Annotated in this window: 12 protein-coding genes; 5 read left to right on the top strand and 7 right to left on the bottom strand. The window is 58.1% G+C overall.

Annotated elements, in window-relative coordinates:
* The first annotated feature begins 174 nt into the window (after positions 1 to 174).
* The 4 genes from OXE05_11685 to OXE05_11670 all read left to right on the top strand — a co-directional run bounded on the left by OXE05_11685 (position 175) and on the right by OXE05_11670 (position 5,674).
* Entirely contained in the window at positions 175 to 1,017 is an 843-nt protein-coding gene (locus OXE05_11685; protein ID MCY4437977.1) for a hypothetical protein, read from the top strand.
* A 72-nt stretch (positions 1,018 to 1,089) separates the two neighbouring features.
* Positions 1,090 to 3,018 (top strand): DNA topoisomerase (ATP-hydrolyzing) subunit B, encoded by a 1,929-nt coding sequence (gyrB, locus tag OXE05_11680; GenBank protein ID MCY4437976.1) that lies wholly within the window; start codon positions 1,090 to 1,092, stop codon positions 3,016 to 3,018.
* 156 nt (positions 3,019 to 3,174) lie between these two features.
* The gene (locus tag OXE05_11675) at positions 3,175 to 4,476 is read left to right on the top strand and encodes a glycosyltransferase family 4 protein (protein MCY4437975.1); all 1,302 of its coding nucleotides are present in this window, start codon (positions 3,175 to 3,177) and stop codon (positions 4,474 to 4,476) included.
* Positions 4,469 to 5,674 carry a glycoside hydrolase gene (locus tag OXE05_11670; GenBank protein MCY4437974.1) on the top strand — a complete coding sequence of 402 codons (1,206 nt, stop codon included), beginning with the start codon at positions 4,469 to 4,471 and terminating at the stop codon, positions 5,672 to 5,674. The genes OXE05_11675 and OXE05_11670 overlap by 8 nt, the downstream gene beginning before the upstream one ends.
* A 118-nt stretch (positions 5,675 to 5,792) precedes the next feature.
* Here OXE05_11670 and OXE05_11665 read toward each other — a convergent pair whose 3' ends face one another.
* The 4 genes from OXE05_11665 to OXE05_11650 all read right to left on the bottom strand — a co-directional run bounded on the left by OXE05_11665 (position 5,793) and on the right by OXE05_11650 (position 12,442).
* The gene (locus tag OXE05_11665) at positions 5,793 to 7,253 is read right to left on the bottom strand and encodes an arylsulfatase (protein MCY4437973.1); all 1,461 of its coding nucleotides are present in this window, start codon (positions 7,251 to 7,253) and stop codon (positions 5,793 to 5,795) included.
* 612 nt (positions 7,254 to 7,865) lie between these two features.
* Positions 7,866 to 9,098, bottom strand: coding sequence for a Gfo/Idh/MocA family oxidoreductase (locus OXE05_11660; GenBank protein ID MCY4437972.1), 1,233 nt, complete (start codon positions 9,096 to 9,098; stop codon positions 7,866 to 7,868).
* Between the two features lie 270 nt (positions 9,099 to 9,368).
* On the bottom strand, positions 9,369 to 10,754 hold the full coding sequence (locus tag OXE05_11655; GenBank protein ID MCY4437971.1) for a sugar ABC transporter substrate-binding protein: 1,386 nt from the start codon (positions 10,752 to 10,754) through the stop codon (positions 9,369 to 9,371).
* Between the two features lie 260 nt (positions 10,755 to 11,014).
* Positions 11,015 to 12,442 (bottom strand): extracellular solute-binding protein, encoded by a 1,428-nt coding sequence (locus tag OXE05_11650; GenBank protein ID MCY4437970.1) that lies wholly within the window; start codon positions 12,440 to 12,442, stop codon positions 11,015 to 11,017.
* 489 nt (positions 12,443 to 12,931) lie between these two features.
* Between OXE05_11650 and OXE05_11645 the strand changes: the two genes are divergently transcribed.
* Positions 12,932 to 13,807 carry an SMR family transporter gene (locus OXE05_11645; GenBank protein MCY4437969.1) on the top strand — a complete coding sequence of 292 codons (876 nt, stop codon included), beginning with the start codon at positions 12,932 to 12,934 and terminating at the stop codon, positions 13,805 to 13,807.
* A gap of 248 nt (positions 13,808 to 14,055) precedes the next feature.
* Here the strand turns inward: OXE05_11645 and OXE05_11640 are convergent, their stop codons facing one another.
* From OXE05_11640 to OXE05_11630, 3 genes are read right to left on the bottom strand one after another with little or no spacing between them, the layout of a single operon-like run.
* Positions 14,056 to 14,922, bottom strand: a complete 867-nt coding sequence (locus tag OXE05_11640) for a sugar phosphate isomerase/epimerase (protein MCY4437968.1) — start codon at positions 14,920 to 14,922, stop codon at positions 14,056 to 14,058.
* Between the two features lie 55 nt (positions 14,923 to 14,977).
* Complete coding sequence (locus OXE05_11635; protein ID MCY4437967.1) at positions 14,978 to 15,946, bottom strand: PIG-L family deacetylase; 969 nt, start codon at positions 15,944 to 15,946, stop codon at positions 14,978 to 14,980.
* Positions 15,946 to 16,746, bottom strand: coding sequence for a M55 family metallopeptidase (locus OXE05_11630; GenBank protein ID MCY4437966.1), 801 nt, complete (start codon positions 16,744 to 16,746; stop codon positions 15,946 to 15,948). Before OXE05_11630 ends, OXE05_11635 begins: the two co-directional genes overlap by 1 nt.
* Positions 16,747 to 16,917: the final 171 nt, after the last annotated feature.

The raw sequence follows: 16,917 nt of genomic DNA, 5'->3' as shown, positions 1-16,917 counted from the left end.
GATATAACGGAGGCCGATTCTCCCCGTCGTTACTGGCATGTAAACACTTGACGCATTGAGACTATCGCCCAAAACTGCTATAATAGTACAGTGAATGACCTACACACACTCAGACCCATCGACGCCCTGGCAGAGTCCGGTTCTCTCCTCAATCGGCGCCTATGGCTGGTACTCTTGCCGATCGGAATAGACCTGTTAATTTGGTTTGGGCCGCGCATAATGCTGGGAGCGGAGCTTCTTCCACTGGCGGAAGGTTCCCCCTCAACTTTGGAAGCGGGCGCAAGCCCTGAGAGCGCGAATATCTTCACAATAGTCAGCCAGTCGAACCTGCTCTCGCTTATTCTTGGGATTTGGGTGCCTTCGCTTGGTGTCGCCGTATCCGGGGAGGGACCGGGCGCTACGATTGTCTTGGATTCGTTCCAACAGTTCCTGTTAGCCCTCGTACTCCTTCTTCCGGTCAGTTTCTTGCTTGGTGGTACCTACCTTGCCCTGATTGCAGCGGAAGTGCAACAAAGTGCACTGCCTTGGGAGGTTCTCCTGCCCCGTGTCCTGCGGTTGACCAATCGACTTGGGGGGCTTGTCGGAGTCATGCTGGTAGCAACGTTGGTACCATTCGCCGTCGCCAGTCTCATGCTCTCGTTGGTACCGTTAATTGGAGCGTTGCTGCTCTTGCTGGCGGTGGCCCTGCTACTCTGGGTCGCGTTCTATGTCTTCTTCATCGTGGATAGCGTTGCGCTAGTGCGCCAGAGTCTGCCAAAGGTGATTCGGCTGACACTGGACGTGATCCATGCAAACTTGTGGTCATCAGTCGGTTTCTTCTTCCTCTATTGGCTCATCGTCTTTGGGACCAGCATTCTTTGGGGGCCAATTCTAGGCTGGGAAATCCTGAGTATCAGTATCGGAAGAATCATCGCAACCATTGGAAACGCATACGTGGGGACCTGGGTGACGATCGCTTTGTTCATGTATGTGTGGAATCGACTACTCATTCATCGTGGGGATCCTAGTTCTGCGTAGCAGTCCAAGTTACTCTTTCGCGAAGGGAAATCTATGGCAAAGAACACTATAGAAGCTAATGCTAGTGCGGCGATGCTAGAATCCAACAACGAACCTACCGCAGAGGCCTTGAACGACTACACCGCTGCCGACATTCAGGTGCTGGAAGGCTTGGAACCGGTCCGGACTCGTCCCGGTATGTTCATTGGCAGTACAGACGTCCGTGGACTGCACCACCTCGTCTATGAGGTGGTGGATAACAGCGTTGACGAAGCACTGGCAGGCCTTTGCGACCGCATTCGTATCACGATACACGAGGATTGCAGCGTCACCATCGAGGACAACGGCCGCGGCATTCCGGTTGACGTGCACGAAAAGACCGGCGTATCTGCCTTGGAGACCGTGCTCACCCGGCTGCACGCCGGCGGCAAGTTTGGCGGCAAGAGCTACAAAGTCTCCGGCGGACTCCACGGCGTTGGCGTTTCAATTGTCAATGCACTATCGATAAAACTCGTCGCCACCGTTTATCAAGCGCCCTACGTCTACCGACAAGAGTACCGCGGCGGCGCCCCCCTCGGCCAGGTAGAGCGGGTCGGCAGGTCTGACCGGAACGGTACCACTATCCACTTTCTCCCCGATTCCACGATCATGGAGACGCTTGACTATGAGTTCAATACGCTGGCACAGCGTTTCCGTGAGATCGCCTATCTCTGTCCCGCCCTTCGTATCGAGTTCCGCGATGAACGGACTGCCCGCGAACTAACGTTCTACTTTGAGAACGGGATCCGCGCCTTCGTGCATCAAATGAATCGGCGCAAGACGATCATCAATAACGAGGGGATCTTCCTTACCGGGGAAGCTGACTCGCTGCAGCTCGAAGCGGCGCTGCAATACACCCAGAGCTATGACGAACGCATCTACGCCTTTGCCAACACCATCAACAACGTGGACGGCGGCACGCACCTGACCGGGTTCCGCTCTGCTCTGACCCGCACATTGAACGACTACGCCCGCAAGCAGAACCTCATCAAGGAGAAAGATGTCTCTCTTACGGGTGACGACGTGCGCACCGGACTGACGGCTGTGATCAGCGTGCGGCTTACTAACCCGCAATTCGAGGGGCAGACCAAGGCCAAACTCGGCAACTCCGAAGTGCGGCGCTTTGTAGAAACGACTGTCAATGAGAAACTCGGCCAATATCTGGAAGAGCATCCCAGCGAAGGCAAGGCCATCATCGAGAAATGCCTGAACGCCGCCCGCGCGCGCATTGCCGCGCAAAAGGCCCGGGACATGGTGTCCCGCAAGGGCTTCTTGGATGTCTCGACACTTCCGGGAAAACTCGCCGACTGCTCGGAGCGCAGTATGGAGAATGCAGAGATATTCATCGTGGAGGGTGATTCGGCAGGCGGCAACGCAAAACAAGGCAGGGAACGCCGCTTCCAGGCCATTCTCCCGCTGCGCGGCAAGATTCTCAACGCGGAGCGCACGAACCTTGACCGCATGCTGTCCAATACGGAAATCCGCGCACTGGTTACCGCCTTAGGCACAAGCATCGGCGAGACGTTCGACATTTCGAAACTGCGGTACGGTAAAGTCATCATCATGACCGATGCCGATGTTGACGGTGCGCACATTCGCACGCTTCTGCTTACGTTCTTTTTCCGTTATATGCGCGAGATCATTACGAACCAGCGGCTCTACATCGCCCAGGCGCCGCTCTACCGGGTTGCTCGCAATCGTGATGTGCACTACGCGTGGAACGACGATGAGCGCGACCGCATTCTCAAGCAATTCAACCGCACAAACATCGCCATGCAGCGTTACAAGGGTCTGGGTGAAATGAACGCCGACCAACTGTGGGAAACCACCATGGACCCGGCCCGCCGTAAGCTCTTGCAGGTCATGCTGGAAGACGAGGCTGCCGTCAGTTTGGTGTTCGATCGGCTCATGGGAGACGACCCACAAGCCCGCAAGCGTTTCATCCAAGCGCACGCCAAGGAAGTGCAACACCTCGACGTATAGGCGTTCTTGTCTTATACTTATGCCACGAACGCCGACTGGGAACGGTCGCGACGTGCCGACGTGCTGCAGGTCGCGCAAACATAATCCCATCCTAGCTCGGTGCACGACCACAAGGATTCAAAGAGGCATCCTTAAGGAAGTGGAGCCGGCGCGGCAATGAGCATCGTCCCCGACAATGCCCAGTTTGTGTTGCTCAGTTTCGAGGGCCCTGATCGGTACTCGCAAGCCGGGGGACTCGGCACTCGCGTCACCGAGCTTGCGCGCGCGCTCGCGCAGGCTGGCTTCACCACCCACCTGATCTTCATTGGCGATCCCAACTTGCCTTCTGTAGAGACTCGCGAGGAAGGCAATCTGCACCTCTATCGCTGGTGCCAGTGGATTAGCCACGCACACCCAACGGGCGCTTACGAGGCTGAATGGGACAAGCTCGTTGACTTTGCCAGCAGCGTTCCTTGGTTCGTAACGGACCGCCTGGTACGGCCCGCCGCCGACCAAGGTCGGATCACCGTTGTTATGGCGGAAGAGTGGCACACGACGGAAACGCTGTCACGGCTCAGCGACTCTCTCCACTTCAACGGCCTGCGCCAGCAGTGTGTGCTGCTGTGGAACGCTAATAACGAGTTTGGGTTCGGCCACATAGACCTCCCTCGTCTCGGCTTTATTGCCACTATTACCACCGTGAGCCGGTTTATGAAGCACCGGCTATGGGATTGGGGACTAAATCCGCTCGTACTGCCCAATGGCATTCCCCGCCGCTTGTTGGAAAAAGTGCCGCAAAGGCCGGTGACAAGGCTTCGCAAGGGTATGGACGCGGACTACTTGCTTCTAAAGATGGGGCGGTTCGATCCGGATAAGCGATGGCTCCAGGCAATAGAAGCTGCGGCCCAACTAAAGCACGCCGGTCACCGTGTGCGCTTCATCGCGCGAGGCGGCCTTGAACCCCATGGAGGTGACGTGCTGCACCGAGCCAGGGAATTGGGACTAGTGGTGCAAGACATCCATAGCGACAACTCGGACTTGGAAGGTGCGCTCAATGCGATTCTCGCGGCTGACGAGGCGGATGTATTGAACCTCTGTGAATTTGTGCCTGAGGCACTGCAGCGAGTCTTCTATTCTGCTGCCGACGCAGTACTCGCCAATAGTGGCTATGAACCATTCGGCCTGGTGGGGCTGGAGGCGATGGCGTGCGGTGCCGTGGTGGTTACGGGAACTACCGGCGAAGACTATGCTGTGCAACTGCACAATGCCCTCTCTGTCGAGACTGACGACCCTGCAGAACTGGCCAGCTACCTGCAACTCATCCACAATCAGCCTGACGTAATTCGTCAGATACAGCGCCACGCGCGGCAGACGGCGGCTCTCTTTACCTGGGATTCGACCATACGGGACCTCGTGGGGAAGGTGGAGTACCTGGCTACCAAGCAAGGGATTCACCTGCAGAGCGAAGCAGATGGCTGAAAACCTGGTCATCTACGTAATCGCACATCAACCACGGCGAGTACGTTTACCCGCCAGAGCAATCCCACCCGGGACCGCGCCGGAAGACATGGCGCCGCTCCTCTTCGATGAGAAGATGAATGAGCGCTATTTTCGCAAGGTGGCCCGCTACAGCTATAGGCCCGCCACAGATCTGTGGTTGCAGCTTCTCGATAGCGGCATCAAGCTCTGCTTCGGTGTTTCAATTTCGCTAATCAGGCAAGCGAAACAATGGGAGCCATCCGTCCTAGACGGCTTCAAGCGCATCGTTGCCCACCCCAACACGGAGTTGATTGGCGTCGATCCCTATCACTCGTTCCTCATGCTGATCGATTTGCCCGAGTTCACCGCGCGAATGCACTCCATGGCAGACGAGCTTGCCGGTATCTTTGGCAAGCGACCCACCGTGACCGACACGACCGAAATGCTCGTCTCGGAGACGATTGTCAGCGCGGTGGAGAGTGCCGGCTTCCATGGCGCTCTGATGGACGGCAGGGAGTGGACTCTAGACTGGCGCCAGCCCACGTATCTCTACTATCACCGACCGGCGGTAAAGATGCTTGCCCGGCACTATGAACTGAGCGATGACGTCGGCTATCGCTTTTCGCAGCGCCAGTGGGCGGGGTGGCCGCTCATGGCGGACGACTACGCGCATTGGGTCCGGAGTGCGGCAGGCCAATTTGTGATGGTCGGGTGGGATTTCGAGACGTTCGGGGAGCACCAGTATTACGACAGCGGCGTGTTTGAGTTCATGCAGGCGCTGCCACGGTACCTGCAACGCGAGGGCGTTACCCCCGCAACGGCTACGGAGATGATCAACGCCTACGGTGACCAGGCTCATCAGCTTGCGCTTCCGCCATTTCCCAGTACGTGGGCGGGGTCGGGCGGCGCCGAATTCTTTCTGGGGAATGAACCGCAACGCGCGCTCTTCCAACTGATGACTGCGTGCTACCACAAGGCACGATTAACCGGCAACGAAACACTGGTCGATCTCGCCCTCTGGCTTACCCAGTCAGATAATCTCCACCTGATCAATTGGTGGGGGCGTTGGGGATCAGAGGCAGAAGTATCCGTCTACTTCATGCCGGACGAATGGTGGAGCCTGGGCGTGGATGGGATTATCTGGGAGCAGCAGTGCGTCTACAAGAACTTCCTAAGCGCACTTGACAGCTATCTCTAACCGTACTATCTAGCTCTGAGGCGAAGAAGCCGGAGCGAACCGCAGGTTTAGTGCTGGGAATCCCTGCCGAAATCTGTGTGAGTGGCGGTATGTGGCACCGCTTGAAGAGCCACGGCTCTTACAAGCTCATGCGTTCGTCCGCGCGGGCCTTCCACTTGGCGTAATTTGGTGACTGTAGGAGAGCTTCGTTGGTTTGGACTACCAATTGACCGTTCTGTCCCCGCGGGTCACCGCGCTGCTCGTTGACTTGGGCAAGGAGCGCACGTAACTCCTCAATGCGCCCATTGGCTTCGGCATGCCCGGCCAAATTGCGGCACTCTTGCGGATCCTCGACCAGGTTGAAGTAGCGTTCCCTGCCCGTATGGTGAAACCAGGTGTATTTATCTCGCTTCGTCGCGATGAACTGCATGCCTTGGTCCCAGCCATGGATTCTGGTCTGTTCCCCTTGCAGGTACTCGCGCCATTCAGTTGGTTCGCCTCGCGCGAGCGGAAGCAGGCTCTTACCGTCGACCGATTCAGGGATCTCCACCCGCGCGGCTTCGAGCACCGTCGGCATGAGATCGCGTAGTTCAATAATCTCGTCGCAAGACCCGCCACGCTCCTCATCCCACGTGTCCGGATACTTGATGAAGAACGGGATACGTGCGGAGCCGTCGTTGGAGTAGCCCTTGCGCCACAAACAGTGGTCGCCGAGCATGTCGCCATGGTCTGAGGTAAAGATGAAGAGGGTGTTGCGCAAGGCCTCACGATCGCGCCAACTACATTCATACAGGAAACGGCCCACCTGATGATCGATGAATGTGATGCTTCCGTAGTAAGCCGCACGTGTGCGGTGCACCTGTGCGTCAGGGGCCCGGCCCCGCCAAGCAGTGGTGCTGGCAATCGGCTCATCGAATTCCGCGGCCCAGTCGCCCATAGGCGGCATTGGGATATCGGGGTTGTCCTTGTACATATCGAAATAGACGGGCGGAGGATCGTAGGGCGCATGGGGACGCGTGAACGACATCCATAGAAAGAACGGGCACGTAGGATCGCGCCGCTCGATGAACTTGACCGCTTCGCTCACCGTCCAATGGGTGGCGTGCAGGTGTTCCGGCAGGTGGCTTGGCCGGCCCATCAAGCTGTTCCACTCAAGGCCATGGTCCAGGTCACCGATCTTGCCGGCTGTCTCCTCGCGCAGCCAAGCCATGTAGTCTGTCCAGAGACCACGGCCCGTGCTATCCTGCACGGCTTCATAGAACCCGTAGAGCGCACGTCGGGGAAACTGGTCCGACTTGCCTATGCTGGCAGTGTGGTATCCAGCCTTCATTAGCTCGCCCGCCAGCGTCGCCGGAAAGTCCAAGGCGTCTTGGCCGGCGCCACTGCCAAGCCGTCCGTGATTCCACTGGTCCATGCCCGTCATCATAGCGGCCCGCGACGGCAAGCATGACGGTGAACTCGTATAGCACCGCGTGAATTTCACGCCGCGCCCGGCGAGCTGGTCGAGATACGGCGTCTCGAGGACCGGATTCGCGTACCCAATGCAGTCCGACCGCTGCTGATCGGTAATGATGACAACGACATTTGGGCGCTTTGGCATGGCTTGTTCCTCTTCCCAATGCAGTGGGTCAAGTCTGCAATATAGATGAAATCAGTGTAGGCGACCGGCTTCTCAATCCACTCAGACTAACTGGACCGTCAATGGAATCTGTTTGCAAACATGATTGACCGGCGCATTAACTCAAATTTAAGTGGGACTTAATTAGCTCTCGCTAGCACAAAAAGCAGCTAAGTCCCATTCGTGCCGGGCCAGTACGGGTATTCGGCTCCCGTTCGTGCCGAACTCTTCATTGTTCACCCACTCACCGTTCGTGCTGAGCCCGTCGAAGCACGTTAGCCCCGTTCGTGCTGAGCACACTTCCCCCGTTCGTGCTGAGCCTGTCGAAGCATGAACGGACTCCGGGTAGGGGGAGAGCGTCCCGTGCCGCCATCCTCCGCCGTTTACCCTTCGACTTTGCTCAGGGCGAACGGCTTCTATCCCACACCGCTCTCCCTCTTCCGCTCGTGTTGAGCCTGTCGAAGCACACTAGCCCCGCTCGTGCTGAGCCCGTCGAAGCACGTTAGCTCCGTTCGTACTGAGCACACTGCCCCCGTTCGTGCTGAGCCTGTCGAAGCATGAACTATATCAGTAGATTCAACTGATTATCAGTCGTCAAGCCGAGGCCGCCTGCAGCTCTCGCGCCACAAAATCTCTTATGTCAATCCACTCGCCGTTGCGCCGGATCGACTCCTCCGCCGCCAAGCAGATTACGGTGCTTTCCATACCGGCCTCGGGAGTTGCCGGCGCCGGTTTGTCGTGGGCGACGCAGTCCAGGAAACGAAAGGCCTGGGTCAGGTCTCCGGAATGTCCCGGCATACTGCTATCACGGCTGACGTGATAGACGGCCCGGTCATTAAGCGGCCGGCGGCCGTAGACTTCCACCGATCCGCCCTTGACGATAATGCGCCCGTTAGCTCCGACGGCGTCCAGCACCGCGCCAGGTCCGGTGGAAGGCGGGGAAAAGAGGCAGAGCTGCAAGCAGCCCTTCGCGCCGTTCTCGTACTCCACCAGCACCCAGGCGTGATCGATAATGTCGTTGTTTTCCGTCAGCACATGCTGGCCGCCAATGCCCATCACGCGTGCGGGTTTCGAGTCGACATACCAGTTGAAGAGATCGAAGCTGTGGCAGTCTTTTTCATTGAGGGCGCCGCCGCTCTGGGACTGGCTGTAGCGCCACGGCGTCGGTGCAAAGGGTGGGCGAATCGTGCGAGACAATACCATCTGCGGCTGGCCGATCTGGCCGCTTGCCACAATTTCGCGGCCTTTCGTCACCGCCGGATTGGAACGCTCGTTGAAGCCCATAAAGCACTTGCCGCCGCTGCGGTGGGCGGCGTCCACGATTGCCTGGCAGTCCGCTACCGTGGTCGCCAGCGGCTTGTCGCAGAGCACCCAAGCTCCAGTTTCCAGCGCTGCGACGGCGATCTCCCGATGGGTGAAATTGGCGCTGACCACAACGACGGCGTCTAGATTGGCTTCGTCCAGCATCTGGCGATAGTCGGTATAGGCTACCGGTGCATCCCGCCCGAATTCTTCAGTGAGGACTTCATTGGCTGTCGCCAGGTGATCTTCCTGTACGTCGCACACGGCCACGACATCGGCCTTCAGGTCCCGCGTTTCTACGATCCCGTACTCCTCGAGACTGCGCGCATACTGCTTATACATCTCTTCCGGAAACGCAATGTCACGGGATTCCCGCAACTCAGTCCCCCAGTACGAGGTCCGCTTGGCATGACTCCAGTGCCGGTCTGCGCCCAAGTATGCGCGGCGGTCAACTTCACTGATCCACCGCAGATAGTTCTGCCCGCGGCCGCCAATACCGACGACGCCTACCCGAATCGCGCTCATGTCTCAAGACCTCAATTCCGTGCTTTCGTGCTGCAGACAAGGGACCGTCCCTCACCCCTAACATCCTCTTTGAACTACCAGAGTATGGACCGAATCTATGCCCTGGTCGAGTGGGGCATTCGATAATTGTGCAACAAGCTGGCCATGATTTGATCAGACGGACAGAATGGCAGAATAAACTTAGCCCCTCTAAGTGACATCTCCGCAGATGGGTATTCTGCGGAGATGTCACTCCCAATTAACCTGTTTGCCAAGATGCCGGTGTGACCTCTATCCCTGGTGCCTGCCGGTCTCCTCCAGGCGCGCGACCCACATGGCATCCAGTTCCCGCGCTACCTCTTCCACTGACTTGGTACCTTCCCAAATCTGGGGCAGCGCCTGGCGCGCGCTTTGATCGAAGAATCTGCCGTCCCAACTGCCGCCGAAGGGCACCACGGCAAAGTCGGGATTCTGCAAGAAGCGCGTGCGATTTTCCGGCTTGGTGAGATACTCATTCCAGAAGAACTCATTGGCCGCGATCAACGCAGACGGTGAACCCGACGGGAATGAAATTGCCCGCGCCATCCCCCACTCGCCGCCGTCGAAGTTCGTAAACCACTTCAGCACCTCCCAGGACGCGTCCTGGGCATCGGACGTGCTGAACATGGAGGCGCCGCCGGAGCCGAAGAACGTGTATCTGCCTTCGGGTCCCTGGGGCATGAGTCCGACGTCAAAGTCTAGCCCCTCTACACCTGCCAAACGCACAGCCGCCCACTCGGGCAGGAAAGAGATCGCTATCTTGCCTTCGGCAAAACCGTTATTCCAGCCCAGCGCCGGGTAGGGATGGGTGCGGTCTTTGAGCATCAGGTCGGCCAGGTACTGAAGTGCGGCAATTGAGCCAGGTTCCGTGATGACAGACCGGGTGTTGTCATCGGCCAGGAAGCCGCCGCCAAACGACCGCAGCACGTGATCGATGCGCACCAGCCGGAACTCAACGCCCCACGATTCCGGTTCGTTGTCATTATTGGCGTCCTTCGTCAGGACTCGCGCCATCTCGCGCAGGTCGTCCCACGTCCAGTCTTTGCCCGGTTCGTCTAGTCCGGCCTCCGCGAGCAGTGTCTTGTTGTAGTAGACGCCCTCAGTGGCATGGTTCCACGGCAACGCCCATTGCCCGCCTTCAGGCACGCGGTAAAACTCGGTGACACGCGGATAGTAGGCCGCGATGTCGAAGTTCGTATCTGCCTTGATGTGGTCATCCAAGTTTACCAGTACGCCCTCGGCCGCATAGGTAAAGTGCCCGCCGGACATGTGCAGCACATCCGCATTGGCGCCGGCGGCGACAAACGTGGCGATTTGCTGCTGATAATTCGTGCCCGCCTCCGCGATGATCAGCTTGATCTGGATGCTCGGATTCTTCTCATGGAAGTTCGCCAGCCACGCATCCATGGCGTCGACGCTGCGCCCGGCAAAGGGGCCGATAAGGAATTCGACATCGGTCGGCTCAGCCGGTGCGGGCGCCTCTTGCTTGGCCTCTTCTTCCTTCGGCGCCATGGCTTCTTCTTCCGCAGCCGGGGCCATGGCAACAGTGCCGCACGCCGCCAAGCCCAATATGCCTAACGTCCCGCCGAAGCCCTGCAACAACCGGCGTCGACTCAAACCAACGGAATTTGCTCTCATACTCACACCCTCCTGTACTCCGCGTTTCACAAACTATTGACACTACTTTCTCGCCGGGAAACCACCAATCGCTACATCCCGGAAAAAGCTTGATAGAATTAGGGCATCTCTGAAAGAATACTACTACACATCCCAAAGCTAGTCCAACCATCAAGAGGCTAAAGTCGTCTCTCGAATTTTTGGCTGAAGAAACTTGCTTCCGCGATTTAAGGGGCGCAGTGCCAGGCATTGTGCACCCAATGGAACTTCTCCCGTCCGCCTCAGAATCTGCAACCTACACTGGCATTGTCCTTTGACAAGGCTTCGGCAATCGTTGGCCAAACAGTCTTCCAACTCTGTTCCAGCCTTTCGACCCCCTCCTCCACTGATGCACGGCCAACAAGCATACTACTCACATACCGTCGTAAGTCACTATACAGCATGGCCTCTGAGAGATGGGGCCACCACGGGCTGTCTGAAAATGGCACCATTGCGTTTTCGGTGTTCTGAAGGAAGAGGCGCCGGTTATCCGGTTCTTGATGGTGCGTGGTCCAGCAGTTCTCATTCGCGGCGATGAGAGCGGTCGGCATCCCCTCGGGAAACAGGATTGCCCGGGCAACATCCCATTTACCGAAATCAGCGTGCGCAAACCACTTTAAGACTTCCCAGGAATGATCAGGGTGAAAACAGTCATATCCTCCCATTGCGACACCGCTAACCGCAAATGAGGTCACACTTCCCGCCGGGCCCTGGGGCATGGGAGCCACGTCGTAGTCAAGCCCTTCAATCGCGTTGAGCCTGGCACTAGCCCACTCCGGCAGGAAGGCCATTGACACCTTGCCAAGAGCAAAGCCATCGCTCCATCCCAGGGCAGGATATGGATGGACACGGTCATCCTTTACGAGATCAGAAAGGAACCGCATAGCCGCGATGTTTCCAGCGCGGATCCTTTCGGAATTCTCCGGTTCCCCAATTGGGAAGCCTCCACCGAACGATCGCAGCACGTAATCAAGATGCGACAACCGAAATTCAACACCCCATACTTCAGTATCTATATCGCTGCCGGCCTTCTTGGTTAGCTTGCGGGCCACGTCGCGGACATCGTCCCAGGTCCAATTGAAATCAGGAGTGGGGATACTAGCCTCAGTAAAGTGCCGCTTGTTATAGTACAGAGTCTCGGTAGCGTAGCTCCACGGCAGGCACCACAGCCCCTCGCCCGGGGTGTTGTAATAATCGACAATGCGCGAGTAGTACGGCTCGATGTTGAATGAATTGTCTGCCTTAGCGAATTCGTGCAGTTTCCTAATGAAGTTGTACTTTGTAAACTCAACGTGAGACCCGGATATCTGCGCTACGTCAATTCCACTCCCAGCGGCAAAAGTGACTGCTATCCATTCCCGCTGACTCGCTCCTCCGCTTGGAAACTCCACCCTGATCCGAATGCCAGGATAGTAGCTGTGGAAGACTCTCACAGACTCTTGGAATGCCTCAGAGTTTCGGTCGGAGATTGGGCCAATCTTCAATTCGACTTCAACCGGCTCAAGCCGGGGTCGTTTCGTTGGGACCGGCACCACCATCTCCGTTGCTACAGGGGGTGGTCCTAATGGTGCAGACTGATACTCGCATGCTGCCAGACCCAACGCGGCGAGAGACCCACTGATGCCCTGCAAGATTCGGCGTCGACTTGTGCTACGTATTCCATCGTTCATGCTCGCACTCTCCTATAGCAAACGCCCTTTGAGTTAAGGACATTATCAAGCGATTGTACTTTCCGTACCAGTGCCCTGAGTCGCGAATTGCATGAATCTTTAGTTTGTTTTCTGAATTGTACCCTATACGCAGCCAAGTCTAGTCCTGTCCGTACACTAAGACGAACTTAATCAGACCATCTAATCCCTGCTGATCCCAAGTGCACGCCACGGCAGATTGCCAGGTGCAAAGCCGTCCACGGTCAGGCGCGCTATACTGGGAAGACCCACTGCAACTATTCGCTCATCTTCGCCGCCTATACTCCCATCACGGCAAGGCTGAGCGAATAGTTGTAGTCAATCTGCATAGTGGACATGGCGGGTTCAGGAGGGTGCAAGTATAGTCACGATCAACTGTTGTTCCAATCACAGGCGCGCGGCAGCGACACGAAAACCGCTGGTGTGTACGGTATTGAATGCTTACCGTAGGGAGATCGGCAAGGCGAAGAAATGACCGTCCTCGCGTTGCTGCTCGTGCTGGGAGCGGCCTTGGCGCATGCCACGTGGAATCTGCTCCTCAAGCGCAGCGGCAGGCCTCTGATCTACACCTGGAACATCTGTGTTGCCGGTACAATCGCCACATTGCCGGTTGCCTCTTACGTGCTCGTCGGGTCGTCGATTTCGCTCACCGGTTGGGGGTTCTTTCTGGGTACGGCGATCATTCACGCGTTCTACTTCACATTGCTTGCGCAAGCCTACGAACACGGTGACATGTCGCTCGTCTATCCCCTTGCCCGCGGCATGGGCGTGGCGCTCACCCCCATCGGCGCGGTGCTCATACTGGGCGAGCACATCACCCTGCCGCAAGGGCTTGGCATTGCCGGCATCGTGCTGGGACTCCTCATTCTTCAGATCCCACCTGATCTCTCTCGGCAGACCCTGGCCGCGCACTTCCGACCGGCGGCCGGCCTTATCTTTGCCGTAGTCACCGGCGTGACCATCGCCACGTACTCACTGTGGGACAAAGTGGGCGTCTCGCACGTGCCGCCGTTGCTGTACGTCACCGGCGCCTTCCTCGGTCCGGCAATATCAATGTCGTGGATGCTCCGCCGCCGCGTAGGCACGTTGATTGCGGTGTGGCGGGCGCATCCGGCCACCATGGGCGCCGGGGCGGTGCTCTCTCCGCTGGCCTACAGTCTCGCGCTGGTGGCGCTTTCAATTGGCCAGGTGAGTCAAGTGGCGCCATTGCGGGAAGTAGGGGTGGTTATCGGCACGATACTTGGCATCGTCATTCTGCGGGAATCGTCGCCGGTGCCGCGCATTGGGGGCGCAGTCGTAATCGCTTTGGGGGCTATCGTTCTGGCATTCAGCAGTGTGACGGTCTAGCACACAAATAACTTGGCTTTGGTGAGCAAGGTCAGAGGCAGTACAGGAGTGAAGGGGCGGGGGACAAGCCCCCGCGCTACGTCTTGGCTGGAAGCCGGACAGTCTCTAGATGCCAAAGCCGACAGGCGAAAAGATCCCCTTGGCTAAGAATTCCCCTGCGCAACTTCGGCAGTTGGCGCAAGAGCACCGCCCTCTCCTCGGGGAGAGGGCCAGGATGAGGGGACCCTTCAGGCACTAAAGCCGCACCGCTAGTCGCCGGAATGCTCTGCCTGGACCAGAACGGCGTCAAGCGCCTTTTTGGCGGCGCCCACCGCCACGTCCCAGTCCTGGTTGCGAAACTCGTCGTCGAAGATCTCGATGGCGACGTAGCCGTCGAAGCCGATCTCGGCGATGGCCTTGAACCAGCCGGGCAAGTCGATGACGCCTTTGCCCGGCAGCACGCGGTCCGTGTCTTCCAGGGTCATCACGTCGGCATGGGGCGCGTCATTTACGTGCAGATGCACAATGTCCTCCGCGCGCAAAGACCGGATCTGCGATAGATCGCCGCCGCTCGTGTAGTAGTGGAACGAATCGAGGATCAAGCCGACGTTGGGCCGGCCGGTCTCGCGGAGCATCGCTATAGTATCCGGCACGTTGTTGAGGAAAGCGTGCGGTTCCTCCAGCCGGAACGTGCGCACGCCCAGAAACTCCAGACCGATAGCAATGCCGTGGGGTTCCGCTCGTTCCGCCAGAATTGCAACGCGATCTCTCAGAATGCGCCGGGCCTCGTCAGGCGGCAGCGACATGCGATTCGGAAAGTATGATCCCGTGCGCTGACATCCTACGGACGCCGCCAACGCGCAGTTTTCCGAGAACTGGTCGAGCGCCTGCATGAACTCAACCTCCGGAGAGAAGAGTCCTGCCGGAATGAAGCCCATGTAGGCCGGTGATGTTTCAAATTCAGCGAAGAGGTCGCGCACTGCCGCAGCGGAGGTCTGCTCGGCCCGCGCTCGCACTTCAGCAAACGAGGCGTCTACACCTGGAAACCCAAACCGCTGCGAAAGCGAGAGGACATCTTCAAATGAATAGCCCGGTTTCAATATAGACCCATGCATCGACGGTTGCGGCAAAGTCATCTTCAGTATCTCCTAGGTGATATTGCGGTTCTCTGGGTGTTCGCCAGCGCCCTCCTCAACGCTCAGCGGAAGAGTCGAACGCCCAAAACTGTTCTTCTTCGAGCATTGCGTCAGGTGCTGCCGGCCAGCCTGCTGTGCCTATCCGTGTCGCATCCCTGTCGAGTGCGCGCTGCTTTGCTGCCGGGTCGGTCACGGGCACCCGCCGGTCGAGAGGCGGTTGCTCCTCATCCAATGCCTGCGCGTATGCGAACACCTGCGCCTCCCGAGGCGCGACTTCCCGCAGCGACCGCGCAATCAGCCGCCCGGCTGCCGCCACCGTTTCGTCCGCGCTGGCAGGTGAAGGCAAGTATATCTCTGCGGGGTTCAGTTCAACAAGTATGTCGTTCAGGTCGTGGAGGATCGCGTTGAAGGAATAGGGTACACCCTGCCCCGAACGCGCAATGCGATACGGTGTGATGCCGGCATCGAAGAGACCGTCCTTCTCGGTAAACGGCGAACGAACCACGTCATCCGGCGCATCATCTGTCAATTCATGCAACGCGCCATCCGGGTACGAGAGAAAGACTGCATCATCCCGTTTCATGCCAAGCGCATTCTCCGCTGCGTGGAGCGCCACGTCTTGCAGGACAGCCGCTGCCTGCAGATACTGTTCCGGCGTCGGGGTAGCGGTAGCAGGGAGTTCAGCAAGAGCTTGCGCTGCTTCGGTCTGGGCATCACCGTTGGTGACGTAAACGATGACGACGCGCTTGCCTTGTGATACTGCCAGTCTGATCGTCGCGTATGCCGACACTACCGCATCTCCGGGACGCGCGGCGAAAACTACCATGTCTGCCTTGGCGATTGGGGCGGTGTCAATGACCGCGGGCGCGGCAGACACGAAATCAGCAGGGGGTTGAATCTGTGGCTGTGAACGGACAGAGTCATAGAGCCGACCCATGCGCTGGGTATACGTGTCCGCAACACAGCCAACGAGCACCACTAAGAGCGGCAAGCACATGAGCCGGCGCACCACAAGCCATGCCATTACATTCTTCCTACCAGCTCGATGAGGTTATCGCCTCGATAGCAGACCGTAGTACCGTTTCGTCGTACGCTACGCACCCCATCGCACGCGTGAGCATCGGCATATTCCGGGGAGGTGTACTGCAAGCACAATTCGTACGGCGGGGCAAAGACAAGAGGGGGTACAGTTTGCCCTTGACGCACTGCCAGCGCTGCGGCTTTATGGATCCTGGCGTGCTGATCGGAAGAAGGCAAGAGCCTGGCGGCGTGCCTGCCCAGCCCGGTCTTGACCGGCACTACCTCAACCTCAGGACCGAGCAGAGTGCGCGCCTCGGCGCACAATTTGTCGTCACCGACCACTAATCCTACCGGTATGCCGTAGACGCCGGCACACGCGGCGCTCAACCCAAGTTCACCAATCGCAACGTTATTCAGCCAGACGTCGCTCCAGCGGGATGAACTCACGGTATGGTCCCGGAAAGCGTGCAACCTCCCCTGTGCGGCGTGGTAACCCAGGCAGAAGTATAGGTCAATGTCCGGTTCCAAGACCGCATGTTGGGGATAGGGCAGATTTCCCATGTAGACGTACGCGCGGGGGTCAAGCTGCTCGACGATCATGTTCATACTGCTGCCGTGGTTATCGTGGACGATGACGTCGGTTGCGCCGCCGTCAAATGCTCCCGCCACGGCGGCGTTGACTTCCGCCATCACCAATCTTCGTCCCTGTTGATACTGCCGACCCCCAATGTGGCGGGAAATCTGCTCGCGCAGCGCAACGCCGGCCAGCCCTTCCATGTCAACGCTCAAGTATACGCGCGCCAATGCTTGCCTCCGAGGATCCTACGCTCCAGTCTAGTATCGCCTACGCAGCCATTCTGCGCTACACTATGTGTGTAAGCCTATACTTAGTCTCAGCGCGCCAGCGCGCACACACGACCTCGCAGCTTGTCCCGATTGGGCCCCTTCTCGTTATTTCATCCTCAAGCGCACATT

It is taken from the genome of Chloroflexota bacterium, from assembly GCA_026710945.1.
Classification (GTDB): domain Bacteria; phylum Chloroflexota; class UBA11872; order VXOZ01; family VXOZ01; genus VXOZ01.
This window is presented reverse-complemented; position numbering and strand designations above follow the sequence as displayed.